The sequence below is a fragment of the Agreia sp. Leaf335 genome (assembly GCF_001423605.1).
Lineage (GTDB): Bacteria > Actinomycetota > Actinomycetes > Actinomycetales > Microbacteriaceae > Agreia.
Genome location: NZ_LMOQ01000002.1, coordinates 772739 through 798649, shown reverse-complemented (window position 1 = coordinate 798649; position 25911 = coordinate 772739). Strand labels below are relative to the sequence as shown.

The window sequence follows — 25911 nt, the reverse complement described above, 5'->3', positions numbered from 1 at the left end:
GCATATAGAACTCTGTTCAGAGTAGTGAATAGCTGGATAGACTGGACGTCCGACAAGTTTACGGATTTCTAAGGACGACGACGTGACTCAAGAAGACCATCGACTCCGTGTCGTTGCGGCTACCCCGATCAGCGAAGAGCTCATCGAGATGGTCGTGGCGCGCGAGCCCCGCATCGACTTCATCCGCGATCAGGAGCTTCTGCCCCCGATGCGATTTCCGGGAGATCACTCGGGAGACCCCTCTTTCGAGCGCACTCCAGAGCAGCAGGAGCGCTTCGAATCGCTGATAGACAGTGCAGAGGCGCTCTATGGACTGCCCGACGAATCGGCCACCGCGCTCAAGCGCGCCGCCGATGCGAATCCGGGTCTCCGCTGGGTTCAGGGCATGCCCGCCGGTGTGGGTGGTCAGGTGAAGAAGGCCGGATTGACCGACGAGCAGCTCGCGCGGGTCGCCGTCACCTCGTCGGCCGGCGTGCATGTCGGCCCGCTCGCCGAGTTCGCCGTCTTCGGCCTGCTCGCGGGTGCCAAGACGCTTCCGCGATTGCAGCAGCAGCAACGCGAGCACCGCTGGACCGACAGGTGGAACATGAAGCACCTGGCGCAGCAGACGATCCTGGTCGTCGGCCTCGGCAGTATCGGGCGTGAGACCGCGCGCAAGCTGAAGGCCATGGGAGCCGGCGTCATCGGCACGAGCAGGCACGCGACGCCCGTGGAGCACGTCGACGAGATCGTTCATCCCGATGACCTGGCCGAGGTCGTGGCCCGAGTCGACGGAATCGTCGTCACGCTGCCGGGGACGGCCGCCACCGACAAGATGATCGACTCGCGCGTCCTCGCAAGTGTGGTTCCCGGAACCACTCTCGTCAACGTGGGCCGCGGCACCGTCATCGACGAAGAGGCCCTCGTCGCCGCCCTCGACGACGGGCGTATCGGCTTCGCAGCGCTCGACGTCTTCGCGTCGGAGCCGCTGTCAGCGGACAGCCCGCTGTGGGATTCTCCTCGAGTGCTGGTGAGCCCGCACACCGCCGCCGTCAACTCCGAGGAGGACAGGCTCATCGCCGAGCTCTTCGCCGAGAATGCACGGCGCTACCTCGATGGCGAGGATCTGATCAATCGGGTTGATACGGTCGAGTTCTACTAGTCGACGGGCCACGAGTCCGAGTCGAAGGGGAGACGATGGCTGTTCCAGACACCGAGGCCGACAAGGGTGCACTCGCTCCCGCGGTCGTGAAGGCGGTCAAGATCCTCGATCTGCTCGCGGAGACCCCCGGGCGTGCCAGGGCCTTGAGTGATATCGCGCGCGAGCTGGGTATCGCCAAGTCGTCGACCTCCAATCTGTGCGCCTCCCTCGAGGAGGGTGGCCTCGTGCGACGCACGGAGGGTGGCTTTCTGCTGGGTCGGCGCGCTGTCGAGCTCGGCAGCGCGTACCTCGCCGGATTCGATCAGATCCGGGAGTTCTATCGCATCTGCGAAGAGTCCGAGGTGCTTCGCTCGCAGTTGGTGCAGATAGCGATGCTCGACGGGGCGCGAGTTCTCTACCTCGCCGTCTACGAGGGGCGCGAGCGCTTTCCTCTCTCCGCGAGCGTCGGGGACCGCTATCCCGCATCCGCGACGGCGGTAGGCACCGCCCTGCTCGCGGAACTCGATCCGCGACGCATAGAAGACCTCTTCAGAGAGCCCAGTCATCTCGTGACCCTCACGAACCGATCGACCGCCGATCTCGAGTCCTTGCAGGCGAAGCTCGAGGAGACGCGGGTGCAGGGGTACGCCGTCGATGACGGGGAGATCCATCTCAGCGTGCTCGGTCTGGCCGTGCTCATTCCGTCAAGCAGAGTGGGCGAACCGTCGTTCAGTATCGGCGCGTCGCTCGTGCATCCGGGCGACACCCCCGAGCAGAGGGGCGACGTTCTGGAGGCGCTGCGGGTGGCGGCCGACGAGCTGACGCGACCTCTGTTGGTCGCCTGACGGCTGCCGTAAAGGTGAGCGATAAATATTTCGTTCAGAATGTTGAACTCTGTTCAGCAGGATGTTAGCGTCGGTCTCGGCGGGCAAAGCAGCCCGCTGAGGTCGACGCCTCGAAATCAACGGTGACTTCTCGTAGGCACCGTATGAGGTGTCTCCAAGCGAGGAGAACAACCGTGACTACGAACGATCAATCCACACCGGCCAGGGCATCCGACGATCCCGACTACGCTGCTAATCTCCGTCGAGCCACCCTCGCCTCGAGCGTGGGAAGCGCCCTCGAGTACTACGACTTCGCCCTCTACGGGCTGGCCTCGGCGCTCATCTTCTCGAAGGTCTTCTTCACGGATCTCGATCCCGCCGTGGGTCTCGTGGCGAGTATGGCCACATTCGGTGTGGCGTTCATCGCCCGCCCGCTCGGCGGCATCTTCTTCGGAACCATCGGAGACCGTCTCGGTCGCAAGTGGGTTCTCCTCGTGACGATCGCGCTGATGGGCGGCGCGTCGACGCTCGTCGGCGTTCTGCCGAGCTACGAGCAGGTCGGCATCTGGGCTCCGATCCTCCTCGTCCTCATGCGTCTGCTGCAGGGCTTCGGGGCCGGCGCCGAGCAGGCAGGCGCAACGGTGCTGATGGCCGAGTACGCGCCCGTCCGCCGTCGAGGCTTCTTCGCCGCACTGCCCTTCATCGGCATCCAGGCTGGAACGCTTCTCGCGGCCGGCGTTTTCGTCTACCTCGGCACGCTGCCCACCGAGGTGCTGCTCTCGGGTGTCTGGCGCATCCCGTTCCTCGCCTCGATCGTGCTCATCGGCGTCGCGCTCTTCATCAGGCTCCGACTGCGCGAGAGCCCGACCTTCGTGCAACTCGAGAAGCAGGAGCAGGTCGCCGACAGCCCGCTCAAAGAGATCTTCACCAGTTCTTTCCCCTCGGTTCTGCGCGGCATCGGTCTGCGGATGGCGGAGAACGGCGGCTCGTACCTCTTCAACACGCTCGCCGTGAGCTACGTGGTCGGCACCATCGGAATCGGCGCGTGGATCGGCCCGCTGGCCGTCGCCGTCGGCTCCCTGGTGGGCATGGTCTCGGTGCCCTTCGCGGGACATCTGTCGGACAGGTTCGGACGGCTTCCGGTCTACCGATTCGGAGCAGCGTTCCTGCTCGTGCTCGCTTTCCCCGGCTGGTGGCTGTTGTCGCTCGGCAACCCCGTGGTCGTCATCGTCGTGATCGCCGTCGCCATCGGATTCGGCGTGAACACCATGCTGGGTGCTCAATGCGCCATGCTGCCGGAACTCTTCGGCAACCGTCACCGCTACATCGGCGTCGCCACCTCGCGCGAGCTCAGTGCGGTTCTTGCCGGAGGCCTCGCGCCCGTTCTCGGAGCGTGGCTCATCGCGATCACCGGCGGAGCCTGGTGGCCGCTCGCGATCTACGTCTTCGTTCTGGCCGCCATCACGCTGGGCTCCACGTTCATCACTCCGGAGACCCGGGGCCGGGATCTGACGCGGTTGCAGGACGCCGTGCTCGATAGCGACGAGGACGTGCGCACCCGCCCCACCGCGATGGTCTCGAAGAAGGAACACCTCGCCCGATCGTCACGCTGACGCGCGCACTCCATGACCCGCACCCGACTCGCATCACACGCAAAGGACTCACGATGACCGACCTCTTCGACCTCACGGGCCGCACCGCCCTCGTCACCGGGTCTAGCCGGGGCATCGGCCTCACGCTCGCCCACGGCCTCGCGGCCTCGGGGGCACGGGTGGTGCTGCACGGTCGCGATCAGGCGACTCTCGACGCCGCCCGAGAGGCAGTGCTCGCCTCGAGCGATGTCGAGGTCTCCACGGCGACGTTCGACGTCACCGATCGTGACGCCGTCGAAGCGGGGGTGACTCGGATCGAGCGGGATTTCGGCGACATCGACATCCTCGTCAACAACGCGGGGATCCAACGCCGCGCTCCGTTCACCGAGTTCAGCGCCGACGACTGGAACGACCTCGTGGCGACGAACCTGTCGAGCGCGTTCTTCGTCGGTCAGCAGGTCGCGCGCGGCATGGTGTCTCGCGGCTCGGGAAAGATCGTGAACATCGGCTCGGTGCAGTCGCAGTTGGGCCGACCGGGCATCGCCGCCTACGCCGCGACCAAGGGCGGAATCGCCATGCTGACCAAGGGCATGTGCGCCGATCTCGGGCCGAGCGGAATCCAGGTCAACGCGCTCGCGCCCGGATACTTCGCAACCGAGCTCACCCAGGCACTCGTCGACGATGCGGCATTCAGCGAGTGGGTGAGGACGCGCACTCCGGCGGGTCGCTGGGGAGATACGCAGGATCTCGTGGGCACGCTCGTGTTCCTCTCGTCGCGTGCATCGGACTTCGTCAATGGACAGATCGTCTACGTCGACGGCGGGATGACCGCCGTGGTCTGACGGCACCGTGCGACTCCTCACCTCCCACCCTCTCTGAAAGGCACCGATATGCGCATCGCGCGACTCGATACATCCAACGGCCCGAGCCATGCGGTGGCCGACGCCGCCGGTTGGCAGCACGTCGTCGACCCCTTCGCAGACGAACTCGTGTTCACGGGCGCCACAACGGCATTCGACGAGGCTGTGCTGCTCGCGCCCGTCGAACCGCGGGTTCTGCTCGGTATTGCGCAGAACAAGGGCAACAACGACCACGTGCTGCCCATTCAGGCCTGGTACAAATCGCCCCACACGGTGACCGGGCAGAACGCGCACATCGAGATCGTGCGCGGAGTGGGCCAGGTCAACGTCGAAGGCGAGCTCGCCGTCGTGATTGGTCGCCGCGCGTCGAAGCTCACGGTCGACGACGCTCTCGACGTCGTTCTCGGCTACACGATTGCGAATGACGTGACCAACGTCGACCAGGTGCCGATCGACGAGAAGAACTTTCAGAGCAAGAGCGGACCGCGCTACACGCCGCTCGGTCCGTGGATCGAGACCGAGATCGACGACCCCGAATCCGTGCCCACCGAGGTTGCCATCAATGGTGTCGTGCTGGCTGAGTCGGGCTCGTTCAACCTGGGCTCGACGGTGGTGGAGACGCTCGTCTATGTCACATCGTGGCTCGATCTCGAAGCCGGCGATGTCGTGATGACAGGTGCACCGCGAACGTTTCTCCCCGTCGTTCCCGGCGACCGGGTCGACATCCGTCTCGAGGGAATCGGAACCCTCAGCAGCACGATCGTCTAGGAGACGCACCCGATGAGTTCCCCCACAGAAGCAGCCGCTACCCACGCTGTGAGCGGCGCCGCCGTCGGCGTCGTGGCACACGCCACAGACGATCTGCGCGTCGAGAGCGTCGCCGTGCCGACCGCCCGCCCGGATCAGGCGGTCGTCGACGTGGCGTATGGGGGCATCTGCGGCTCCGATCTCCACTACTGGTTGCACGGGGCTGCTGGCGAGTCGATCCTGAAGCGGCCCATGCTCCTGGGGCACGAGGTCGTGGGCACGGTGCGCCAGGCTGCGGCCGACGGCTCGGGCCCCGCTGCGGGAACGCGCGTCGCCGTGCACCCGGCCACACCCGGGCCGGGCGACGGCTCCCGCTATCCCGAGGACCGTCCCAATCTGTCGCCCGGGTGCACCTATCTCGGCAGCGCGGCGAGAGACCCGCACACTGACGGCGCTTTTGCATCTCGTGTCGTGCTCGAGAGCCGGATGCTGCGCCCGCTTCCCGACGGCCTGTCACTGCGCGACGCCGCGCTGGTCGAGCCGGCCAGCGTGGCGTGGCACGCCGTCGCCCGGGCGGGCGAGGTGCGAGGCAAACGCGTGCTCGTCATCGGAAGCGGCCCGATCGGTGCGTTGATCGTCGCCGTTCTGAAGCGCGCCGGTGCGGCCGAGATCGTCGTCACCGACATGTTCGAAGGGCCCCTGGCCATCGCTTCGGCGGTCGGAGCCGACAGGACGATCCATGCAACCGACAGTGCCGCGATCGCCGCTGTCGATGCCGACATCGCCCTCGAGTCATCGGGCAGTCACCGCGGGCTCGCGTCGGCGGTGCGCGGAGTCACCCGAGGCGGCCGGGTCGTGATGGTCGGGCTCCTGCCCTCGGGAGAACAGCCGGCGCTCATCTCCACGGCGATCACTCGAGAACTCGAACTCGTCGGGTCGTTCCGATTCAACGACGAGATCGACGAGGTCATCGCGGCGCTCGCGGACGGTTCGCTGCGGGTGGGCGCCGTCGTGACCCACGAGTTCGGCGTTGAGGAAGCTCTGCGGGCGTTCGAGGTGGCGAAGGACTCCGCGGTGTCAGGAAAGGTGCTGCTGCGGTTCTGATTCGACGCCCTCATGGGGGTCGGATGCGCCGGCTTCGGCCACGAGTTCGTCGAGAACGAGGTGTACGGCGCGTCTGGCCGCCCGGTCTGGACGCATGATGACCTCGATGCGGCGACCGGCCCTGAGGTCGGTGAGTGGTACGAGCACGTAGCGCCCGGATGCGCGTTCGAGCGACGTATTGCGGGGGAGTAGCGCGACGCCGTGGCCCGCCGCCACCAGTTTCTCCGTGAGCGGCAGATGGGTGGTGCGGTGGACGACGTGTGCGGAGATGCCCGCCTGGGCCGACATCGCCTGCAGGACCCGATCGAGCGGAAAGTTCACCGGAACGCCGATCCAGTCTTCTTCGATCACGTCGGCGGGAGAGACCCGCGACCGCGACGACAACGGGTGATCGAGCGGAAGCGCGACGTCGAGCGGTTCGCGCAAGAGAGGTACGACAGTGAGGCGTTCGCGGTCTGCCGGAAGGACGTCGTCGGAGCGGTGGGCGACGACGACGTCGAAGTCGCTCGTGAGCGCGGCGAAATCGTCTTGCGACACATCGCGGTCGGAGATCTCCAATGCGATGCCGGGGTGCGCGCGCATACGGGTGAGCAGCCCGGGCACAAGAAGCTCCGCCGCCGAGTAGAAGATCGCCATGCGCACGGTTCCGGATGCGCCGCCGCGGAAGGCGCTCCAGATCGCCTCGGCCTCGGCTACGGCCGTCGCGACCCGCACGGAGCTCTCTGCCAGGGCGTGTCCGGCGTCGGTGAGGCGCACGCCTCGGCCTACCCGTTCGACCAGCACGGTGCCGACCTGACGCTGCAGCGTGCGCAACTGCTGCGAGACGGCACTGGGCGTCTTGCCCAGTGCATAGGCAACCTCGGTGACACTTCCGCGTTCGGCCAGCTCGCGGAGCAGGGCGAGTTGATTGACATCCATGAAGGAAGGCTACAAAGTCGATGCCTTCCGATGCAATTGTCCTTCAGCTACAAGTAGGTCACCATGGGCATATGTCCCCCCGAGATCGACTCCTCGCTGTACTCGTCGCCGTGTGCTGGGGGCTCAACTTTCCCGCCACCGCGCTCGCCCTCGATCACTTTCCGCCCTTCTTTCTCGTGGCTTTCCGGTTCGCCCTGATCGCGATTCCGACGGTGCTCTTCGTTCCCCGACCGGCGATCAAGCTGCGTTGGCTGTTCGGCGCCGGTCTCGGTATCGGACTGCTCCAGTTCGCCTTTCTCTACGCGGGCATGGCCGCAGGGATGCCGAGCGGTCTCGCCTCGCTCGTGCTGCAGGCATCCGCCCCGTTCACGGTGCTGATCGCGGGAATCTGGCTGCGCGAGCGGATCACCCAGCGGCAGGCGATCGGCATCGCCGTCGCCGTGCTGGGCCTCGCGGCGATCGCGGTGTACAGAGCCCAGGTCGCCGCGTTGCTGCCCGTCATCCTCACCCTGTGCGGTGCGCTGGGTTGGGCGATCGGCAACGTGTCGACCCGCAAGGCCGAGGCGCCGAATCCGTTCCGTCTCACGCTCTGGATGTCGGTGGTGCCGCCGGTTCCGATGCTCGCGCTCGCGCTGCTGGTCGAAGGCCCGCAGCGCATCGGCGACAGCCTCGGAACGATGTTCACGCTCGACGCGCTGCCTGCCGTATTCGGGCTGCTCTACATCGTGCTCATCGCCACGCTCGTCGGCTACGGAATCTGGGGCGGGCTTCTGAAACGCAATCCGTCGAGTGTGGTCGCTCCGTTCTCCATGCTCGTACCCGTCGTGGGGGTTCTGGCGTCGTGGCTGGCCTTCGGCGAGGTCATCGACATCGTCGAGTTGGTCGCCGGGGTGTTCGTGGTCGGCGGCGTGCTGTTCGCCAGCGCGCGAGGCAGGCGGGTGGCGGTGCCGGCCACCGCCTGAGAAGATCGCTGAATGTCCCAGCGAATCTTCTCCGCGTCCGACTTTCAGGAATCTCCCGCGCGCGGGTCACGATCCGGGGGAGGGTCGGTCGCCGCCCGAGTCGTCAGCGCGGTGATCGGGCTGATCGTCACGGTGCCGGCTCTTCTGCTCGTCATCGCGGGAGGAGGTCGGGCGTACCAGGAGACCGTCCTGCAAGCCCGAACCGAACCCGACATCGGGTCGATCCTCGTCGCCGTGGCCGGATTGGTGCTGCTTATCGTGGTCGTGCTGTCCGGACTGCTCTCCGCAGCGGGCCCACTGATTGGCGGAATCCTCGTCACCGCATCGTCCGTGGCGTTCCTTCTCGATCCGATGCTGGCGCTGTCGGCGGCACAGGTGCTGCCCGGTTTCGGGCCGACCGCCGTCGTGACACTCACTCTCTGGTCCCAGTCCGGCTTTCTCCTCGCCGTCGGTGTCGTGCTGCTCGCATCTGCTCTCGCACGCGTCATCGCCTCGCGCTCGGCTGCAGCCCGGCGCCGCGGCGCCCGCGCGGTCGTGTCGCTCGTCGTGGCCGTGGTCGCGACGACAGGAGGGCTCGCGCTGCTCGTCGTCGGATCGACCGAGCTGCTGCGCTCGGCCGGGGCGTTCGGCGGCCGTTCCCTCGACGTCGCCTCGCTCGTGATCCTCTTGGCCGGATGTCTCGTTCTGGGCGGTGTCGCACTCACCGCCGCGTGGAGCTCGGTCGGAACGGCGGTCGTGGGTGTGATCCTCCTGGTCGCCGGCGTGGCTGGCTTCCTGCCCGCTGTGTCGACGTTCGTCTTTCGCGCCCTGACCTGGGTGTCCACGGACGCCTCCGCCGGAGCATCCACGATGTTCGCGGTCGGTGTCATCGCCGTACTGGGCGTGGCATTGATCGGATCGGCAGCGTCGTCTGCGCGTGCGCGGCGAGCGGCGCGCTGACCCGCCGTGTACACTGGCCACTGAACTTCGGCGAGGGATGCCGTTCGGCGCGCGATCACCGCGCCCGAAGAGCATCCGTTATCGACGCGGTGGATGAGGCACGCAAGAACTGGGTCTTTCCTCTCGCAATACGCGGTCGAGTTGAATCATTGACACTAACGATGCGGGCCTCTCGGCTCGTCAAGGAGCACTTTCATGGCTGACAAAAAAGACGCCCAGAACGACAACAACGTCGTCGCCGAGGTTCGCACCTCGTTCGGCAAGGGCGCTGCCCGCAAGATCCGCGCCGTGGGCAAGATCCCTGCCGTTCTCTACGGTCACGGCACCGAGCCCGTGCACATCACGCTTCCCGGCCACCAGGTCGCGCTGATCCTGCGCAAGGCAAACGCCGTTCTCGACCTCGACATCGAGGGCACCGAGCAGGCCGCCCTGGTCAAGGACGTTCAGAAGGACCCGGTTCTGCAGATCATCGAGCACATCGACCTCATCGTCCTGCGCAAGGGCGAGAAGGTCCAGGTCGAGGTTCCGATCCACGTCGAGGGCGAGTCGTTCGCCGGCACGCTGGCTTCGCTCGACGAGAACACGCTGCTCGTCGAGGTGCTGGCCATCAGCATCCCGGAGCGCATCGTCGTCGACATCGAGGGCGCCGTCGAAGGCACCCAGATCCTCGCGAAGGACGTCGTGCTGCCCGAGGGCGCCACGCTCGTCAGCGACCCGGAGCTGCTCGTCATCAACGTCACCGTTCCGGAAGAGGCCGACCTCGGCGACTCGCTGAGCGCTGGCGACGAGGCCACCGGTTCGCCCGAGGCTGCCGAGTAACGATCTCAACGCACGACGTGAGGCACGAAACTGTCTGACAATGTCTGGCTCGTAGCCGGGCTCGGGAACCCCGGGCCCGGCTACGCCGGCAATAGGCACAATGTGGGCCAGATGGTCCTCGCCGAACTGGCCACCCGAATCGGTGCGAAGTTCGGCAAACACAAGACGAACTCGACGGTGGCCGAGGGCTTTCTGCGCCCGGGCGGTCCCAAGCTGATCCTCGCCAAGCCGAATTCATTCATGAACAATTCGGGCGGTCCGGTCTCTCAGCTTCTCAATTTCTACAGCCTCGATCCGTCGAGGCTCATCGTCGTGCACGATGAGCTCGATATTCCGTTCGACACCCTTCGCCTGAAGTCAGGGGGTGGCCCGGGCGGTCATAACGGCATCCGCGACATCATCAGTGCCGCAGGCACGCCCGACTTCATTCGCGTGCGGGTCGGCGTGGGGCGGCCGCCCGGTCGCATGGATGCGGCCGACTTCGTGCTGCGCGACTTCTCCGGCACCGAGCGTCAGGTACTGCCGAATCTGCTCGTGGATGCCGCGGACGCGGTCGAGAAGATCGCCGACGACGGTCTGACGGCCGCCCAGCAGCAGTTTCACTCACCGGCTTGACGCCTCTCGTCAGCCGACGTTGCTGAAGATCTCCGGGGCCGAGGCGAAGGTCACGGCGTAGAAGACGACGAACGAGATCACCGGGGTCGCGACGGCGAGTGCCATGGCAACGATTCCGAATGCCCTGCCGCGCTTCTTGATCGTGGCAATGAGGCCCTGCACGATGGCCCACAGGCCCAACAGTGTTCCGGCGACGAAGAACACCGTGCTCAGCACTCCGAACGCGGCGATGCCCGGATCATCGCTGTTGATGACCGTCTGGTCTATCGTGCCGCCGGCGGTGATCGCCTTGCCCGCGATGGGCGCGAAGGCGAGGCCTCCGACGACGGAGAAGACGACGGCGAACAGGAGCACGACCAGGCCGACGACGAAGGCCACGACCCCGAGAGTCTTCGGTTTCGCTGGGGGAGCGTTGTGGAAGACGGCCGAGGTCGGAGCGAACGTCGAGGCGGCGAACGGCTGGGCCTCTGCGGTCGCGCCGGTCGACGTGGCCTCGGAGCGATCTGCCTCCCCAGGGGGTGTCTGCGACGCCGGCGCGTACTCGCCATACCGGGGACGCGGACGCTCGTCGCGGGCGGGCTCGGATGGTTCGATGGGGGGAACGTGCGACACGGGGTCCTCAGAACTGTTCGGGCGGAGTGAGTCCCTAGGAACTCTACCTGCGCCAGGGGCGCCTGTCGGCGGGCCCGCGTAAGCTTGCACGGTGATCCTTCAGGGCTTGACTCACGCGCTTTCGCGCGCCTCCACGTTCGACAACGCCCTTGCGTATGCTGCGCGCGACGTCGATTTCTCCCTGACCGAGGGGCTTCGTGCTCCGCTGCTCGCCGGGCTTCTCAGCCAGCGCGGAGCGAACGGTCTGCCGCAGGCTCTGCTCGTGGTCACGGCCACCGGGCGAGAGTCGGAGATGCTCAGGGGAACCCTGGCCTCGATGACTCCCGAGGCCGAGATCGTCGAGTTCCCCGCCTGGGAGACGCTGCCACACGAGCGACTCAGCCCTAGCGCCGAGATCGTCGGCAAGAGGATCGACGCGCTGCGTCGACTCTCGACCTGGAACGGCCAGAAGCCGCTCGTCGTCGTCGCCTCGGTGCGAGCCGCGCTGCAACCCCTCGCAGACAACCTCGCCGACCTCGAACCCATCCATCTCGTCACGGGCGCACGGGGGCACGATCTCTCTCGGCTGTCGCTCGACCTCGTTAATCTCGCGTATTCACGCGTCGACATGGTCACACGTCGGGGCGAGTATGCGGTGCGCGGAGGCATCCTCGATGTCTTCCCGCCCATCGCGGAGCACCCCTACCGGGTCGACTTCTTCGGCGACGAGGTCGAGACCATCCGTGCATTCTCGGTGGCCGACCAGCGATCTCTCGATACGCCGGTCGAGTCGGTCGACCTTCCGCCCAGCCGCGAGCTCCTGCTCTCCGACGCTGTGCGCCAGCGCGCCAGAGAGATGCAGCACGAGTTTCCGAGCATCGCCGGACTGCTCGCGAAGATCGCCGAGGGGATTCCTGTCGAGGGCATGGAGTCTCTCGCGCCGGCACTGCTCGACCGGCTGGTCACCGTCGCTCACTACCTGCCGAAGGGCTCGGCCATCGCCGTGCTCTCACCCGAGAAGGTCGCCAGTCGCGCCGTGAGCCTCGCCGAGACGAACCGGGAGTTCCTCGCGGCGGCGTGGACGGCCGCGACGGCCGGGGCCGAGGCGCCGATCGACCTGACGAGCGGGGAGTTCATCACCCTCAACGAGCTGCGGGCGGCGGCCGGCGCCGATCGCGCGTGGTGGACCCTGTCGACCTTCCAGTCCGCTCCGGGATCCGCCGACGGTCTCATCGAGGTACTTCCAGAGCATCGCGACATCGAAGAGCACCTCACGGTGCGCATCGAGGCCGATCCCGTGCCCAGTTTCCAAGGCAACGTCGATGGCGCGATCGAGCACGTGCGAGGCCTCGTCGCCGATGGGTGGACCGTCGCTGTCGTCGCCCAGGGGGCCGGGCTCGTCGAGCGAGCCGCCGATGTGCTGGCCGAGAACGAGATCGCCGCCCGCGTGGTCGAGCTGTTCCCCGCAGATGCGGAGCCCGGAATCGCCTATCTCCTCAAGGCCACGGTCGACCACGGATTCCAGCTGCCCGAGCTCAAGCTCGCGCTCATCGCCGAGTCGGAGTTCTACGGACGAACGGTCGGCTACGACTCGCGCCAGGTCAAGAAGCTGGCATCCCGCAGGCGCAACGTGGTCGACCCGTTGCAGTTGAAGCAGGGCGACTACGTCGTGCACACCACCCACGGCATCGGCAAGTTCATCGAGCTCACTCAGCGCGAGGTCAAGTCGGGCGGTCGCAACCCCATCAAGACCACGCGCGAGTACCTGGTCATCGAGTATGCGCCGTCGAAGCGCGGATACCCCGGCGACAAGCTCTACGTGCCTACCGACCAGCTCGACCTGCTCTCTCGCTACGTCGGGGGCGAGGCCCCCGGTCTTTCCAAGATGGGTGGTAGCGACTGGTCTGCGGCAAAGGGCAAGGCACGCAAGGCCGTGCGCGACATCGCTGTGGAGCTCGTGAAGCTCTACTCGGCGCGCATGGCATCGAAGGGGCACGCTTTCGGCCCCGACACACCCTGGCAGCGTGAGCTCGAGGAGGCCTTCCCCTTCGCCGAGACACCCGACCAGCTCACCGTCATCGACGAGGTGAAGGCCGACATGGAGCGGCCCATCCCGATGGACAGGCTCCTGTCCGGCGACGTGGGCTTCGGAAAAACCGAGGTCGCGGTGCGGGCGGCGTTCAAGGCGGTGCAAGACGGCAAGCAGGTGGCCGTGCTCGTTCCGACGACCCTCCTCGTACGTCAGCACCTCGAGACGTTCCAAGAGCGCTTCGCCGGCTTTCCCGTGCACCTTCGCCCTCTGAGCAGATTCCAGACAGAGAAGGAGTCGAAGGAGACGATCGCCGGCATGAAAGACGGCACGGTCGACGTGGTCATCGCCACGCACCGACTGCTCTCCGAGAACATCGGCTTCAAAGACCTCGGCCTCATGATCATCGACGAGGAGCAGCGCTTCGGAGTCGAGCACAAGGACGCGCTGAAGAAGCTCAAGACGAACGTCGACATCCTCTCGATGAGCGCCACCCCCATTCCGCGCACGCTCGAGATGGCGGTCACCGGCATCCGCGAGATGTCGACGCTCGCCACCCCGCCCGAAGACCGGCATCCGATCCTCACGTTCGTCGGCCCCTACTCCGACAAGCAGGTCGGAGCGGCGATTCGGCGAGAGCTGCTGCGCGAAGGCCAGGTCTTCTTCGTGCACAACCGCGTCTCGAGCATCAACAAGGTCGCCGCCCAACTCGCCGAGCTCGTTCCGGAGGCGCGCATCGGTGTGGCCCACGGACAGCTCGGTGAGCACCAGCTCGAGCAGGTGATCGTCGACTTCTGGGAGCGCAAGTTCGACGTGCTCGTCTCGACGACGATCATCGAGACGGGCCTCGACATCGCGAATGCCAACACGCTCATCGTCGATCGAGCCGACAAGTACGGTCTCAGCCAGTTGCACCAGCTGCGAGGCCGCGTCGGCCGCGGGCGCGAACGCGCCTACGCCTACCTCCTGTACGACGAGCACAAGCCGCTCACCGACCTCGCGAACGACCGGCTCACCACCCTGGCGGCCAACAACGAGCTCGGCTCGGGCATCCAGGTCGCCCTCAAAGACCTCGAGATCAGGGGCGCCGGAAATCTCCTCGGCGGAGAGCAGTCGGGCCACATCGCCGGCGTCGGCTTCGACCTCTATCTCCGCATGATCGGTGAGGCCGTGTCGACCTTCCGCGGAGACGTCGCCGAGGGTCAGACGGAGCTGCGACTCGAGCTCCCGGTCGACGCCCATATCCCCGACGACTACGTCGACAGCGAGCGGCTTCGCCTCGAGGCATACCAGAAGCTGTCGACGGCGAGCTCGCCCACGTCGAACGACGAGCAGATCGACCTGGTCATCGAGGAGCTCACCGACCGCTACGGGCAGCCGCCCGAACAGGTCGCCAACCTCGTCGCGGTGTCACGACTTCGTCGCCAGGCCCAGAAGTCCGGGCTCGGCGAGGTCGTCACGATGGGGTCGAATCTCCGCCTCGCGCCGGCCGATCTTCCTGATTCCATCCAGGTGCGAATGCGGCGCATGTATCCAGACGCCAAGTACTTCGCCCAGGCTGCGGCCGTCTCCATTCCGCTGCCCGTCGTCGACGGCAAGGTCCTCGAAGACGCCGCCCTCATCGACTGGACGAAGAGCGTGCTCACGGCGCTCTTTCCTGCGCCGGTCGTGGCAGAGAAAGAGAAGCAATCGTGAGCTATCCGAAGCTCGACGAACTCGTGCGCACGGTCGCCCGGCTGCGCGGTCCTGGCGGCTGCGCGTGGGACGCGGAGCAGACCCATGAGTCGCTCGTGCAGTACCTCGTCGAAGAGAGCTACGAGTTGATCGACGCGCTCGAGGCAGGAACGCGTGACGACGTCATCGAAGAACTCGGAGATGTGCTCTACCAGGTGCTGTTCCACGCCGACCTGGCGGCGAACACCCCCGGTGAGGACTTCGACATCGAGGTGGTGGCCGAGCGAATGACGGCCAAGATGGTCGGTCGTCATCCGCACGTGTTCGGCGATGCCGTCGCGCACACCGCCGACGATGTCGTGGCCGTCTGGGACGACCTGAAGGCCGTCGAGAAGCCGGGGCGCACCAGCGTGCTCGATGGCATTCCTCAGGGCATGCCTGCGCTGGCCCTCGCCGACAAGGTCATCGGGCGGGCCCAGAAGATCGGTGTGCTCGACAAGGATGCGGTCGCGGCGATCCCGATGCAGACCGAAGACGAGCTCGGTGGGCTGCTCCTGGCGATCGTCGCGTCCGCCAAGTCCCAGGGCCTCGACGCGGAGCGCGCCCTCAGATCGACCCTGCGCGATCTGCAGGGCGAGATCCGCGACGCCGAGCTACCCGCCGGCGGTCAATAGAATCGAACAATGGCTTCTGCAGTAACTCCTCCCCGTGGCATGCGCGATTTCCTCCCCGGAGAGAAGGCCAAGAGGGAGCACGCGCTCGGCGTGATCCGACGCAGCTACTCGGCGCACGGGTTCGACGAGATCGAGACACCGGTGATGGAAGACATCCAGCGCCTGCACTCCGGCCTCGGCGGAGACAACGAGAAGCTGTCGTTCAGCGTGCTGAAACGGGGTATCGAGCGGAGCGACCTCGACGCCGCCGCACAGAGCGATGACGCGCAGGCTCTCGCCGACCTGGGGCTTCGCTTCGATCTCACGGTTCCGCTCGCGCGGTTCTACGCCACTCACCGCGCCGAGTTGCCCCCGGTATTCCGCAGCGTGCAGATCGCTCCGGTCTGGCGCGCGGAGCGCCCGCAAAAGGGTCGATACCGCCAGTTCATGCAGTGCGACATCGACATCATCGGCGATGCCTCCTCGTTGGCGGAGGTCGAATTGATCTCGGCGACGCTCTCGACGCTGGATGCGCTCGGCCTGCAGGGGTGCACGGTGCGCATCAACGACCGTCGGCTGCTCATCGGCATGCTCGAGCTCTTCGGCTTCCCCGCAGACCAGCACGACTTCGTTCTCATCGTCATCGACAAGGCCGACAAGATCGGCACCGAGGGTGTCGTCGACGAACTGCGCACCAAGGCTCCGCACCTGGCCGATGCGATCTCCGCGCTCGAGGCTTTCCTCCTTCGCTCACCCGCAGGAAGTGCGCATGATTTCGGTCGCGAGGCCATCGCGCGGGCATTGCCTGACGGTATCGACGCAGACGTCGTCGCAGAGCTCTCGTCCATCGGTGATGCTCTGGATGCCGGGCGCATCTTCTTCGATCCGTTCCTGGTGCGGGGCATGGGCTACTACACGGGCACCATCTTCGAGATCGCCCACCCCGACTTCACGTTCTCGCTCGGGGGCGGAGGCCGCTACGACGGCATGATCGGCCGGTTCCTCGGAACCGATGTTCCCGCCGTCGGTTTCTCCATCGGGTTCGAGCGCATCGTCGACCTGGTGGATCTGCCCGACGAGCAGGCGGCCGACGCCGTCGTGCTGCTGCACGATTCGGGGGCGTCTGCGGTGCTGTTGCAGTCGCTGAAGACCGAGCTGATCGCATCCGGTTCGCGTGTGCGACTCGAGCGCAAGGCCAAGAACGCCAAGCTTCAGCTCGAGCGGCTCAGCGCCGCGGGTTTCGCCCGCGTGGCGTCCGTGCAGCCCGGGGCCGAGAATGCCGCCGATCTGACATTCCGCGCACTGGGGCACTAGACCATAGCCGGGCTATACAATGAATCAAGTGAACAGCGAACTCAGTACCATTCTCGGTGACCTCGTATCGGTCACCCACCGTCTTACCCGCCTCGCTGCGCAGGCCACCGGCGATTCCACGTCTCCTGCCACTTGGCGCACGCTCAGCGTGCTCACCTCTTTCGGTCCCATGCGACTCGGCGAACTCGCCAAGCACAGCCGGGTCAGTCAGCCCACCATGACCAAGATCGTGGCGAACCTCAACGAGCTCGAGTGGATCAAGCGCATCGCCGACTCGACCGATGCGCGTGCATGGCAGATCGCCGTCGCTCCCAAGGGCCAGCGCGCTCTCGCCGATTGGCGCGATCGACTGGGTTCCACTCTCGAGCCCCTCTTCGAGGAACTCGACCCCGACGACGTCGCCGTCCTTCAGCGCACGGTCGACCTCCTCGAGTGCAGCATCGCGGTGCGCAGCGAGGTCGTCGCCGCCTGAGTCATCCGGCAGCCCGGCTTCTGCAACGACCCTCGGAGAAATCCGAGGGTCGTTGCGTTTAATCAACTAATTTGATAACGTTGACGCAAGTCAACTTTCTCCTCATCGACGAGCGGTGAGGAGTTTTCTTTTTCAGGAGCCCCTTTGTCTTCTCTCTCCACCGCCGAGTCCCAACCCGGCGCCGCTGCTGCGGCGCGGCCTTCCATGACCCCGCGACAGACGCTGCAGGCTCTCTCGGGTCTGCTGCTCGGCATGTTCGTCGCCCTTCTCGCCTCGACGGTCGTGTCGAGCTCACTGCCGAAGATCATCGGCGATCTCAAGGGAAACCAGGCTGCCTTCACCTGGGTCGTCACAGCGACTCTGCTCGCCACCACCGTGTCGACGCCGATCTGGGGCAAGCTCGCCGATCTCACCAACCGCAAGCTGCTCATCCAGATCTCCCTCGTCATCTTCACGCTCGGATCGATCCTGGCGGGCTTCTCGCAAGACACGGGAACGCTGATTCTCTTCCGCGTCCTCCAGGGTCTGGGCGCCGGTGGTCTGACCGCCCTCGTGCAGGTCGTGATGGCCGACATCATCAGTCCGCGTGAGCGCGGAAAGTACATGGGACTGCTCGGCGCGGTCATGGCGGTCGCCACCGTGGGTGGCCCCCTCGTCGGCGGCATCGTCACCGACTCGATCGGATGGCGCTGGAACTTCTACATCGCCGTTCCCTTCGCCGTCGCCGCGATCATCGTGCTGCAGCTCACCCTGAAGCTGCCCAAGGTGCGCAAGAAGGTCACCATCGACTACCTCGGGGCTGTGCTGATCGCGGCCGGTGTCTCTCTGCTGCTCATCTGGGTCACGCTCGCGGGCAACAACTTCGACTGGAACTCGTGGCAGACGTACCTCATGGTCGGTGGCAGCGTCGTGCTGCTGGGACTAGCGGTCTGGGTCGAGCTCACCGTGAAGGAGCCCATCATCCCGATGACCCTCTTCAAGAACCGCACCTTCACGCTCGCGGTCGTCGCCAGCATCTCCGTGGGCGTCGCCATGTTCGGCACCAGTGTCTTCCTCGGTCAGTACATGCAGCTGGCCCGCGGCGCCACGCCGACCGAGTCGGGTCTGCTGACGATTCCCATGATCGGCGGTGTGCTCGTCTCATCGACGATCGTCGGGCAACTGATCAGCCGCACCGGTACGTGGAAACGCTACATGGTCGTCGGATCGATCCTCCTCACCATCGGCGTCTCGCTCATGTCGACGCTGCGCTACGACACGAGCTACGTTCTGGTCGCCGTCTTCATGTTCATCATGGGCTCCGGAGTGGGCATGGTCATGCAGAACCTGGTGCTCGTCGTTCAGAACTCGGTCGACCCTCGTCAGCTCGGTGTGGCGAGCGCCTCGGTGGCGTTCTTCCGCAGCCTGGGCGGCACGATCGGCGTGTCCGTCATGGGCGCGGTGCTCGGTACCCAGGTCGCTCAATTCGTGAAGGATGGCCTGACGGGCCTCGGCGCGGCTGGAGCGCAGGCGGCTCAAGGCCTGAGTGGGGGAGCGATCCCCGATGTCAGCACCCTGCCAGGGCCTGTTCGCGTGATCGTCGAGTCCGCGTACGGCCACGCGATCGGCGACGTGTTCATGCTGGCTATTCCTCTCGCTGTCGTCACGGTGATCGCCATCGCGTTCCTGCCGGCAAAGCCGCTGGGAACCAAGACCGCGCTCGAACAGCTGGAGGGCGAACCCGCCGACACGATCGTGGCGGTGAGTGCCGACGAGGTCGCCGCGACCCCGCGCACCGGCTCCATGTCCGCTGTGAGGGACCGGTAACCTAGTGCCTGTGACAGAACCCACGAACGTCGAGCAGGAGCTGCTGCTCGGCATCGAGGCCGGTATCGCGCAGCTCTTCCGATCCGGACGATCGGCCTTGCGGGATTACTCGAACGGCTTCCACCCGGAGCTGCAGCCCACCGGATTCAACATCCTCCGCATGATCTTCACCTGCGCGCCCGCCCAGGCGAGCACGATCATCCAGCAGACCGGACTCGACAAGAGCGCCGTGAGTCGGCAGATCAAGGTGCTGCGTGACCTCGGTCTCGTCGACACCCAGCCCGATCCGCGCGACGGCCGCTCGAGCTTCCTCGTTCCGACGCCGCTGGCCGAGGAGCGCATGGAGATCCTGCGTCAGCGGGTGAAGAGCGACTACCGCGACAGGCTGGGGGAGTGGACCGCCGATGAACTCGCGACGTTCTCGGGGCTGCTCGAGCGATTCAACGCGAGTGACCCGCGCGCCTGACACAGCCACCCGCATCCGGCGGGTCGTTAGACTTGCGATCGGACAGCGGAAGGCGCTCTCCATGCAAACCACCTTGCTCTGATAGAGGAGAAACACCAGTGGCATTGATCGAAGCTGTAGGCGCTCGCGAGATTCTTGATTCCCGGGGAAACCCGACCGTTGAGGTAGAGGTGCTTCTCGAAGACGGCATCGTCTCTCGCGCGGCCGTTCCCTCGGGGGCCTCCACCGGTGCGTTCGAAGCGTACGAGCTGCGCGACGGAGACAAGAGCCGTTACCTCGGCAAGGGCGTGCAGAAGGCTGTCGCCGCCGTCATCGACGAGCTCGGCCCGGCCATCGAGGGGCTCGACGCCACCGACCAGCGCCTCATCGACGCCGAACTGATCAAGGTCGACGGCACCGAGAACAAGAAGCGCGTCGGCGCCAACGCCATCCTCGGCGTCTCGCTCGCCGTCGCCAAGGCCGCGGCCGACTCGGCCGACCTGCCCCTGTTCCGCTACGTCGGCGGCCCGAACGCGCACACCCTGCCCGTTCCGCTGCTCAACATCATCAACGGCGGATCGCACGCCGACAACGACATCGACGTGCAGGAGTTCATGATCGTCCCGCTCGGTGCGGAGTCGTTCTCCGAAGCGCTGCGCTGGGGCGTCGAGACCTACCACTCGCTCAAGTCGCTCCTCCACTCCAAGGGCCTCTCGACGGGACTCGGCGACGAGGGTGGTTTCGCCCCCAACCTGTCGAGCAACCGCGAGGCCCTCGACCTCATCGCCCAGGCGATCCAGAACGCCGGCTTCACCCTCGGCAGCGACATCGCGCTCGCCACCGACGTCGCCGCCAGCGAGTTCTACAAAGACGGGTCGTACCACTTCGAGGGCAAGCAGCTCTCGGCGCTCGAACTCACCGCCTACTTCGCCGACCTGGCTGCGAACTACCCGCTCGTGTCGATCGAGGACCCGCTGCAGGAAGACGACTGGGAGGGCTACCAGCACTTCACCGCCGAGCTCGGCTCCAAGCTGCAGATCGTCGGAGACGACCTGTTCGTCACCAACCCCGTCCGCCTACAGAAGGGTCTCGACCTGGGCGCCGGCAACTCGATTCTGGTGAAGGTCAACCAGATCGGCACGCTCACCGAGACGCTCGACGCAGTGAGCCTGGCCCAGCGCCACGGCTACACCGCGATCCTGTCGCACCGCTCGGGAGAGACCGAAGACACCACCATCGCCGACCTCGCGGTCGCCACGGACTCGGGTCAGATCAAGACCGGAGCGCCTGCCCGCAGCGAGCGCGTCGCTAAGTACAATCAGCTTCTGAGGATCGAAGAAGAGCTGGGCGACGCCGCATTCTACGCCGGTCGCACCGCTTTCCCCCGATTCAAGGGCTAAGGGCTTCCGAAGCCGAAAGACACCACCGAACGAAAGGCGCTCGATGCGCAAGCCGACACTGGGTGTGCCCCTCGGGGCCGCATCGTCGGACGACGCACCGAAGCCTCGGAATGCGCGTGCCCCACGGGGTACGCGCATTCCGCGTTCCCGAGGAACGTCGCCTCAGAAGTACAGCTTCAGGGTCTCCGGCCTCACCTTCGTGATCCTCGGCGTACTCGTCGTGTTCGTCATCGTGCTCGCGCCAGGACTGCGGCTCTACATCGAGCAACGGCAGCAGCTTGCTGCACTGCAGCAGGCGGTGACGGACAAGCAGACAGAGAACACCCAACTCGACTCTCAGGTCGCCAGGTGGAGCGACCCCGCCTACATCAAGGCACAGGCGAGAGACAGGCTGTACTTCGTGATGCCGGGGGAGACGAGCTTTCTCGTGATCGACGACCAGGCGCCCACGGCGCCAGCCGATGACACACCCGTGACCACCGGCATCCAGAACACCAAGGTCGACTGGCTCGGCGCCATCTTCTCCTCCGGCGTCAATGCCGGTCTCAGCACGCAGACGCCCGAAGAACTCCAGAAATCCGGAACCATCCAGTGACGACACCCCCGTTCGACCCGCCCTCCGAGAAAGACGTCGCGACCGTCTCGGCACAGCTCGGACGCCCGGCGCGCAACGTGATCGGCATCGCCGCTCGCTGCGTCTGCGGCGCGCCGACCGTCGTGGCGACCAAGCCGCGGCTCGAAGACGGAACCCCGTTTCCGACTCTCTACTACTTGAGCCACCCCGCCGCCACCGCGGCCATGTCGGCCCTCGAGGCGACCCAGGTCATGGCCGAATTCCAGGATCTGCTGCCGAACGACGACGAGCTTCGCCAGCAGTACGAGTCGGCCCACACGACGTACATCTCCGATCGCGAGGGCATCGAGGTCGTCCCCGAGCTCGCCGGCGTCTCGGCCGGCGGTATGCCCGTGCGAGTGAAGTGTCTTCATGCCCTCGCGGGTCACGCGCTGGCGGCCGGCCCCGGGGTGAACCCGATCGGCGATCTCGCACTCGAGCGCGGGCGCTGGTCGCCCCTTGTGTGCGAATGCATCGACTACGAGGCCAGCGCGTGATCGCGCGCCGTCGTACGCCGCGCCTTCGGGTCGTGGCGATCTCGGCGGCGCTCGCCACAAGCATCCTCGTCGCCGCCCCGGTGGGGCCGGTATCTACGGCTCACGCCGACACCGTGCGCAATGCCGAGTACTGGCTGGCCGACTACGGAGTGCAGGCGGCGTGGAACACCACGCGCGGCGCCGGTGTGACGGTCGCCGTGATCGATACCGGGGTAGATGGATCCGTCGCCGACCTGGCAGGCGTCGTCACCGGCGGCACCGACGTGTCGGGTGTGGGCTCGCCCGATGGCCAGACGCCCGTCGGCGACGAGAACGAGCATGGAACCATGGTGGGCTCGCTCATCGCGGGCCGCGGAACCGGGCCAAACGACGGCGTCATCGGAGTGGCCCCCGAGGCGTCGCTCCTCTCGGTGAGTGTCGCACTGGGCGCCGGTGTGGTCGGCACCGACGATCAGATCGCCAACGCCGTGCGTTGGGCTGTCGACAACGGTGCCGATGTCATCAACATGTCTCTCACTCGCAACAGCCTCGACTGGCCCACGAGCTGGGACGACGCCTTTCTCTACGCTGCCGATCACGATGTCGTGGTGGTGGCCGCCGCCGGCAACCGCGGCAGCGGCACGACCGAGGTCGGTGCACCCGCCACGATCCCGGGTGTGCTGACGGTTGCGGGCGTCGATCGGGCCGGAGACGCGAGCTTCGACGCGTCGAGCCAGGGCATCACGATCGCGGTCGCCGCGCCCAGCGAACAACTGGTCGGCGTCGTTCCCGGCGGGGGATACGTGCGATGGGCGGGAACGAGTGGGGCGACGCCCATCGTGTCCGGCCTCGTCGCGCTCGTTCGTGCAGCGCACCCCGACCTCGACGTGGCCGGCGTCATCAATCGAATCGTCAGCACGGCGACGCCGAAGGGCGATCCCGTGCCCGGGCCGATCTACGGCCACGGTCTCATCAACGCCGAGGCCGCGGTCACGGCAGACGTTCCGTCGGTCACGGCGAATCCGATGGGATCGCTCAAAGACTGGGTCGCGACCTACAGGCCGTCGCCGGATGCGTCGGGTGCAGGCCCGAAGCCGATTGCGGCTCCCGAGGTCGGCGACCCGGCGAAGACCGCCCAACCGGCTGCCTCCTGGTGGCCGAGCGTTGCTAAACTGACGATGAACGGAATTCCCATCGCAGTGATCTCCGTGTTCCTGATGCTTTTCGCGATGATCGTCACAGCAGCAGTGGTGCATGTTCGGCGCGTGCGGCGCAGGGAGTAGATTAACTACAACACCTTCCCCCTAGGAGAGCTTTCACTGTGCCCAGAATCTTGATCGTCGGCGGCGGCTACGCCGGTTTCTACACCGCATGGAAACTCGAAAAGTGGCTCCGGCCCGGCGAAGCAGAGGTCACCGTCGTCGACCCGCTTCCCTACATGACCTACCAGCCCTTCCTTCCTGAGGTCGCCGCAGGCTCCATCGAGCCGCGCCACGCGATCGTGCCGCTTCGTCGTCACCTCAAGAAGACCGCCATCGTCGCGGCTAAGGTCACCGGCATCGATCACGCGTCGAAGACGGCGACGATCACGCCCAACATCGGCGAGCCCTACGAGTTCGCCTACGACCAGATCGTCGTCACCGCGGGTTCGGTCTCGCGCACATTCCCGATCCCGGGCGTCGCCGACGAGGCCATCGGCCTCAAGACCATCGAAGAGGCCGTCGCGATCCGCGATCGCATCCTCACCAACATGGACAAGGCTGCCGGCATGGCGCCCGGTCCCGAGCGCGATCGACTGCTCACCGTCGTCGTCGTCGGTGGCGGGTTCGCCGGCATCGAGATCTTCGCCGAACTGCGCTCGTTCGTGAGCGGTCTGCTCAAGCAGTACCCCGAGATCACCTTCGAAGACACGCACTTCCACCTCATCGAGGCCATGGGTCGCATCATGCCCGAGGTCTCGCTGCCCACCAGCCTCTGGGTCATCAAGAACCTCGCCGAGCGCGGCGCTCAGATCCACCTCGACACGCAGCTCAAGTCCGCCGTCGGCGGTGTCATCGAGCTCTCGACGGGTGAGAGCTTCGAGTCCGACACCATCATCTGGACCGCCGGCGTCATGGCGAGCCCGATGCTGAAGGGCACAGACCTTCCCATCGAAGAACGCGGACGCCTCATGGTTCGCCCCGACCTGCGCGTCGGAACCGCCGATGAGATCGTGGCCGATGCCTGGGGCGCCGGCGACGTCTCTGCCGTTCCCGACCTCTCGGGTGGTGGCGTCGGCGGGTTCTGCGTGCCGAACGCTCAGCACGCCGTTCGCCAGGGCCGCCTGATGGCCAAGAACATCGTGGCCGAGCTGCGCGGCGAGGCACTCGTCGACTACAACCACAAGAACGCCGGTGCCGTTGCTGGCCTCGGAATTGGAGTGGGCGCATTCCAGTCGGGCAAGATCGCGATCAAGGGCCTCCCCGCCTGGTTCATGCACCGTGGTTACCACGGGCTCGCAATGCCCACGTGGGAGCGCAAGATCCGCGTGATCGGCAACTGGGTCTTCAACTTCGTCCTCGGTCGCGACATCGCGTCGCTCGAGGCCCGGGTCACCCCGCGCGCCGCGTTCGAGACGTTCGCGTCGCGTCCCCGCCCTTCGGCTGACGCGCCCGCTCCGGCACCCGCGGCCGCTGCCGCCTCGGCACCCGCGACGTCGTCCATCACGTCCGCGCCGACCGAAGCAGCACCCACCGTCAAGAAGGTGGCGTCGAAGCGCGCGCCCGCCAAGAAGTCGGCCGAGAAAGACCTGCCGTCGCCCGAGGGCGCTCCCATCATCGCCGGTGGCGGAGACCCGGTCGACACCAAGTAGTCGCATCGGTTCGAAGCGCCCGTTCCCTCACAGGGGGCGGGCGCTTCGTGCGTCAGCGCGAGGTCTCGTCGGAGTCGTTCATCGACTCGGCGTGCATCGTCTTGCCGCGAGCGATCGTCTCGTCGTCTTCCGTGAGGATTCCGACCGTCTCGGTGACCCTGCCCGCGATGCCCTTGGCGGCATCCGCCGGGGGTTTCTCGTCTTCGGCATCAGGGATGTCATCCGCCGATAGATCGTAGGTGCGCAGCGTGTCGTCGTCCGTTCCCGGATGCTCCGCGAAGGCCACACAGAGACGCGCGACCTCATCGGCGTGGGCGTGCATCACCGAGTGTGCAGAGTCCGGCATCTCCCAGCTGCGCGAGTGGGGGAGCAGCCGTCCGACCCGGGTGACCCAGTCTCGGGGCGCCACCGCGTCATGCTCGCCGCGGATCACCAGCGTATTGGCCTGAATGAGCGGCAGCCGGTCTTCGAGGGGAAAGCTGATCATGCGGGGGAGCACTCGGAAGAACCACTTGAAGCCACAGAGCAGGTAGGAGCTGACGGCCAAGAACTTGACCCGCCCCGGTTCGTGCCAGGCGGACTGCAGAAAGCGGACGGCCTGGATGGGTATGCGCCGTTCGGCCGGATTGACGACGGGGCCGATCAGCACCAGCGTGGTGATGTCGGGACGGCGCGAGGCGAGATCGCTGACGATCTGGGTGCCCATGGAGTGGCCGACGACGATCGGATCGACGAGGTCGAACTCATCGATGACCCGGCCGACCAGATCGGCATACCCGCGGATGCTCAGTGCCGACTTCGGGTGCGGCACGCCCGCGAATCCCGGCAGATCGAGCGCGTGCACGGGGCCGAAGCGATTGAGGTTCGGCGCCAGGCGCTCGAAGTAGTTGCTCGATACTCCGATTCCCGGAACGAGAACGAATGGACGGTCTCCCGTTTTTCCGATCGTGCTGACGCGCACGTAGAGTTCACCGTCGTACACCCGATCGACGGTGACCTCGGTGGAGGAATTCGTCTGGGGTTCAGAACGTCGCGACGCACTCATGCATAGAGGGTACTAAGGAGTGATCGATAGAGTGCTGGCAGT

24 protein-coding genes are annotated in these 25911 nt (G+C 66.2%); 21 read left to right on the top strand and 3 right to left on the bottom strand.

What is annotated here, in order from left to right; all coding sequences use genetic code 11:
- Positions 1-82 precede the first annotated feature (82 nt).
- The 6 genes from ASF79_RS09770 (at position 83) to ASF79_RS09745 (ending at position 6247) form a co-directional block, all read left to right on the top strand.
- Complete coding sequence (locus ASF79_RS09770; protein WP_055854247.1) at positions 83-1141, top strand: D-2-hydroxyacid dehydrogenase; 1059 nt, start codon at positions 83-85, stop codon at positions 1139-1141.
- A gap of 35 nt (positions 1142-1176) precedes the next feature.
- Positions 1177-1965 (top strand): IclR family transcriptional regulator, encoded by a 789-nt coding sequence (locus ASF79_RS09765; RefSeq protein WP_055854245.1) that lies wholly within the window; start codon positions 1177-1179, stop codon positions 1963-1965.
- 143 nt (positions 1966-2108) lie between these two features.
- Complete coding sequence (locus ASF79_RS09760; protein ID WP_055854242.1) at positions 2109-3557, top strand: MFS transporter; 1449 nt, start codon at positions 2109-2111, stop codon at positions 3555-3557.
- A gap of 53 nt (positions 3558-3610) precedes the next feature.
- Positions 3611-4378, top strand: a complete 768-nt coding sequence (locus tag ASF79_RS09755; protein WP_055854239.1) for an SDR family oxidoreductase — start codon at positions 3611-3613, stop codon at positions 4376-4378.
- Between the two features lie 48 nt (positions 4379-4426).
- Positions 4427-5164, top strand: coding sequence for a fumarylacetoacetate hydrolase family protein (locus ASF79_RS09750; RefSeq protein WP_055854236.1), 738 nt, complete (start codon positions 4427-4429; stop codon positions 5162-5164).
- Between the two features lie 12 nt (positions 5165-5176).
- A complete protein-coding gene (locus ASF79_RS09745) occupies positions 5177-6247 on the top strand; it encodes an L-idonate 5-dehydrogenase (protein ID WP_055854234.1) in 1071 nt (356 codons plus the stop codon).
- Here ASF79_RS09745 and ASF79_RS09740 read toward each other — a convergent pair.
- Positions 6221-7165 carry a LysR family transcriptional regulator gene (locus tag ASF79_RS09740; protein WP_055854231.1) on the bottom strand — a complete coding sequence of 315 codons (945 nt, stop codon included), beginning with the start codon at positions 7163-7165 and terminating at the stop codon, positions 6221-6223. The genes ASF79_RS09745 and ASF79_RS09740 overlap by 27 nt on opposite strands.
- 71 nt (positions 7166-7236) lie before the next feature.
- Between ASF79_RS09740 and ASF79_RS09735 the strand changes: the two genes are divergently transcribed.
- The 4 genes from ASF79_RS09735 (at position 7237) to pth (ending at position 10500) form a co-directional block, all read left to right on the top strand.
- On the top strand, positions 7237-8127 hold the full coding sequence (locus ASF79_RS09735) for an EamA family transporter (RefSeq protein ID WP_055854223.1): 891 nt from the start codon (positions 7237-7239) through the stop codon (positions 8125-8127).
- Positions 8128-8139: 12 nt separating this feature from the next.
- Complete coding sequence (locus ASF79_RS09730; RefSeq protein ID WP_055854220.1) at positions 8140-9066, top strand: hypothetical protein; 927 nt, start codon at positions 8140-8142, stop codon at positions 9064-9066.
- Between the two features lie 195 nt (positions 9067-9261).
- Positions 9262-9885, top strand: a complete 624-nt coding sequence (locus ASF79_RS09725) for a 50S ribosomal protein L25/general stress protein Ctc (protein WP_055780027.1) — start codon at positions 9262-9264, stop codon at positions 9883-9885.
- Between the two features lie 30 nt (positions 9886-9915).
- Positions 9916-10500, top strand: coding sequence for an aminoacyl-tRNA hydrolase (gene pth, locus ASF79_RS09720; protein ID WP_082495796.1), 585 nt, complete (start codon positions 9916-9918; stop codon positions 10498-10500).
- A 9-nt stretch (positions 10501-10509) separates the two neighbouring features.
- Here the strand turns inward: pth and ASF79_RS09715 are convergent, their stop codons facing one another.
- Positions 10510-11112, bottom strand: a complete 603-nt coding sequence (locus ASF79_RS09715; RefSeq protein WP_055854214.1) for a DUF6264 family protein — start codon at positions 11110-11112, stop codon at positions 10510-10512.
- A gap of 91 nt (positions 11113-11203) precedes the next feature.
- Here ASF79_RS09715 and mfd point away from each other — a divergent pair, with 91 nt between their 5' ends.
- From mfd to ASF79_RS09660, 11 genes are all read left to right on the top strand, one after another.
- The gene (gene mfd, locus ASF79_RS09710; protein WP_055854211.1) at positions 11204-14815 is read left to right on the top strand and encodes a transcription-repair coupling factor; all 3612 of its coding nucleotides are present in this window, start codon (positions 11204-11206) and stop codon (positions 14813-14815) included.
- On the top strand, positions 14812-15468 hold the full coding sequence (locus tag ASF79_RS09705) for a MazG family protein (protein ID WP_235500715.1): 657 nt from the start codon (positions 14812-14814) through the stop codon (positions 15466-15468). The genes mfd and ASF79_RS09705 overlap by 4 nt, the downstream gene beginning before the upstream one ends.
- 9 nt (positions 15469-15477) lie before the next feature.
- On the top strand, positions 15478-16761 hold the full coding sequence (hisS, locus tag ASF79_RS09700) for a histidine--tRNA ligase (RefSeq protein WP_055780041.1): 1284 nt from the start codon (positions 15478-15480) through the stop codon (positions 16759-16761).
- Between the two features lie 19 nt (positions 16762-16780).
- Positions 16781-17233 (top strand): MarR family winged helix-turn-helix transcriptional regulator, encoded by a 453-nt coding sequence (locus ASF79_RS09695; RefSeq protein WP_055854206.1) that lies wholly within the window; start codon positions 16781-16783, stop codon positions 17231-17233.
- A gap of 204 nt (positions 17234-17437) precedes the next feature.
- Positions 17438-19039 carry an MDR family MFS transporter gene (locus ASF79_RS09690; RefSeq protein ID WP_055854203.1) on the top strand — a complete coding sequence of 534 codons (1602 nt, stop codon included), beginning with the start codon at positions 17438-17440 and terminating at the stop codon, positions 19037-19039.
- A 10-nt stretch (positions 19040-19049) separates the two neighbouring features.
- Positions 19050-19505: a MarR family winged helix-turn-helix transcriptional regulator gene (locus ASF79_RS09685; RefSeq protein WP_055780047.1), complete on the top strand. Its 456-nt coding sequence runs from the start codon at positions 19050-19052 to the stop codon at positions 19503-19505.
- A gap of 98 nt (positions 19506-19603) precedes the next feature.
- Complete coding sequence (eno, locus tag ASF79_RS09680) at positions 19604-20884, top strand: phosphopyruvate hydratase (RefSeq protein ID WP_055854200.1); 1281 nt, start codon at positions 19604-19606, stop codon at positions 20882-20884.
- Between the two features lie 43 nt (positions 20885-20927).
- Positions 20928-21479 carry an FtsB family cell division protein gene (locus tag ASF79_RS09675; protein WP_055854197.1) on the top strand — a complete coding sequence of 184 codons (552 nt, stop codon included), beginning with the start codon at positions 20928-20930 and terminating at the stop codon, positions 21477-21479.
- Positions 21476-21994, top strand: a complete 519-nt coding sequence (locus ASF79_RS09670) for a DUF501 domain-containing protein (RefSeq protein ID WP_055854194.1) — start codon at positions 21476-21478, stop codon at positions 21992-21994. Before ASF79_RS09675 ends, ASF79_RS09670 begins: the two co-directional genes overlap by 4 nt.
- Positions 21967-23256, top strand: coding sequence for a S8 family peptidase (locus ASF79_RS09665; protein ID WP_055854191.1), 1290 nt, complete (start codon positions 21967-21969; stop codon positions 23254-23256). Before ASF79_RS09670 ends, ASF79_RS09665 begins: the two co-directional genes overlap by 28 nt.
- Positions 23257-23294: 38 nt before the next feature.
- On the top strand, positions 23295-24824 hold the full coding sequence (locus tag ASF79_RS09660) for an NAD(P)/FAD-dependent oxidoreductase (RefSeq protein ID WP_082495795.1): 1530 nt from the start codon (positions 23295-23297) through the stop codon (positions 24822-24824).
- A 52-nt stretch (positions 24825-24876) separates the two neighbouring features.
- Here the strand turns inward: ASF79_RS09660 and ASF79_RS09655 are convergent, their stop codons facing one another.
- Positions 24877-25869 carry an alpha/beta fold hydrolase gene (locus tag ASF79_RS09655; RefSeq protein ID WP_055854189.1) on the bottom strand — a complete coding sequence of 331 codons (993 nt, stop codon included), beginning with the start codon at positions 25867-25869 and terminating at the stop codon, positions 24877-24879.
- Positions 25870-25911: the final 42 nt, after the last annotated feature.

What these genes read in the sequence shown, in the direction of transcription:
- ASF79_RS09765 (WP_055854245.1), top strand. Translation starts at nt 1,177, where the DNA reads ATGGCTGTTCCAGACACCGAGGCCGACAAGGGTGCACTCGCTCCCGCG.
- ASF79_RS09760 (WP_055854242.1), top strand. Translation starts at nt 2,109, where the DNA reads ATGAGGTGTCTCCAAGCGAGGAGAACAACCGTGACTACGAACGATCAA.
- ASF79_RS09755 (WP_055854239.1), top strand. Translation starts at nt 3,611, where the DNA reads ATGACCGACCTCTTCGACCTCACGGGCCGCACCGCCCTCGTCACCGGG.
- ASF79_RS09750 (WP_055854236.1), top strand. Translation starts at nt 4,427, where the DNA reads ATGCGCATCGCGCGACTCGATACATCCAACGGCCCGAGCCATGCGGTG.
- ASF79_RS09745 (WP_055854234.1), top strand. Translation starts at nt 5,177, where the DNA reads ATGAGTTCCCCCACAGAAGCAGCCGCTACCCACGCTGTGAGCGGCGCC.
- ASF79_RS09740 (WP_055854231.1), bottom strand. Translation starts at nt 7,165, where the DNA reads ATGGATGTCAATCAACTCGCCCTGCTCCGCGAGCTGGCCGAACGCGGA.
- ASF79_RS09735 (WP_055854223.1), top strand. Translation starts at nt 7,237, where the DNA reads ATGTCCCCCCGAGATCGACTCCTCGCTGTACTCGTCGCCGTGTGCTGG.
- ASF79_RS09730 (WP_055854220.1), top strand. Translation starts at nt 8,140, where the DNA reads ATGTCCCAGCGAATCTTCTCCGCGTCCGACTTTCAGGAATCTCCCGCG.
- ASF79_RS09725 (WP_055780027.1), top strand. Translation starts at nt 9,262, where the DNA reads ATGGCTGACAAAAAAGACGCCCAGAACGACAACAACGTCGTCGCCGAG.
- hisS (WP_055780041.1), top strand. Translation starts at nt 15,478, where the DNA reads ATGGCTTCTGCAGTAACTCCTCCCCGTGGCATGCGCGATTTCCTCCCC.
- ASF79_RS09695 (WP_055854206.1), top strand. Translation starts at nt 16,781, where the DNA reads ATGAATCAAGTGAACAGCGAACTCAGTACCATTCTCGGTGACCTCGTA.
- ASF79_RS09690 (WP_055854203.1), top strand. Translation starts at nt 17,438, where the DNA reads ATGACCCCGCGACAGACGCTGCAGGCTCTCTCGGGTCTGCTGCTCGGC.
- ASF79_RS09675 (WP_055854197.1), top strand. Translation starts at nt 20,928, where the DNA reads ATGCGCAAGCCGACACTGGGTGTGCCCCTCGGGGCCGCATCGTCGGAC.
- ASF79_RS09665 (WP_055854191.1), top strand. Translation starts at nt 21,967, where the DNA reads ATGCATCGACTACGAGGCCAGCGCGTGATCGCGCGCCGTCGTACGCCG.
- ASF79_RS09655 (WP_055854189.1), bottom strand. Translation starts at nt 25,869, where the DNA reads ATGAGTGCGTCGCGACGTTCTGAACCCCAGACGAATTCCTCCACCGAG.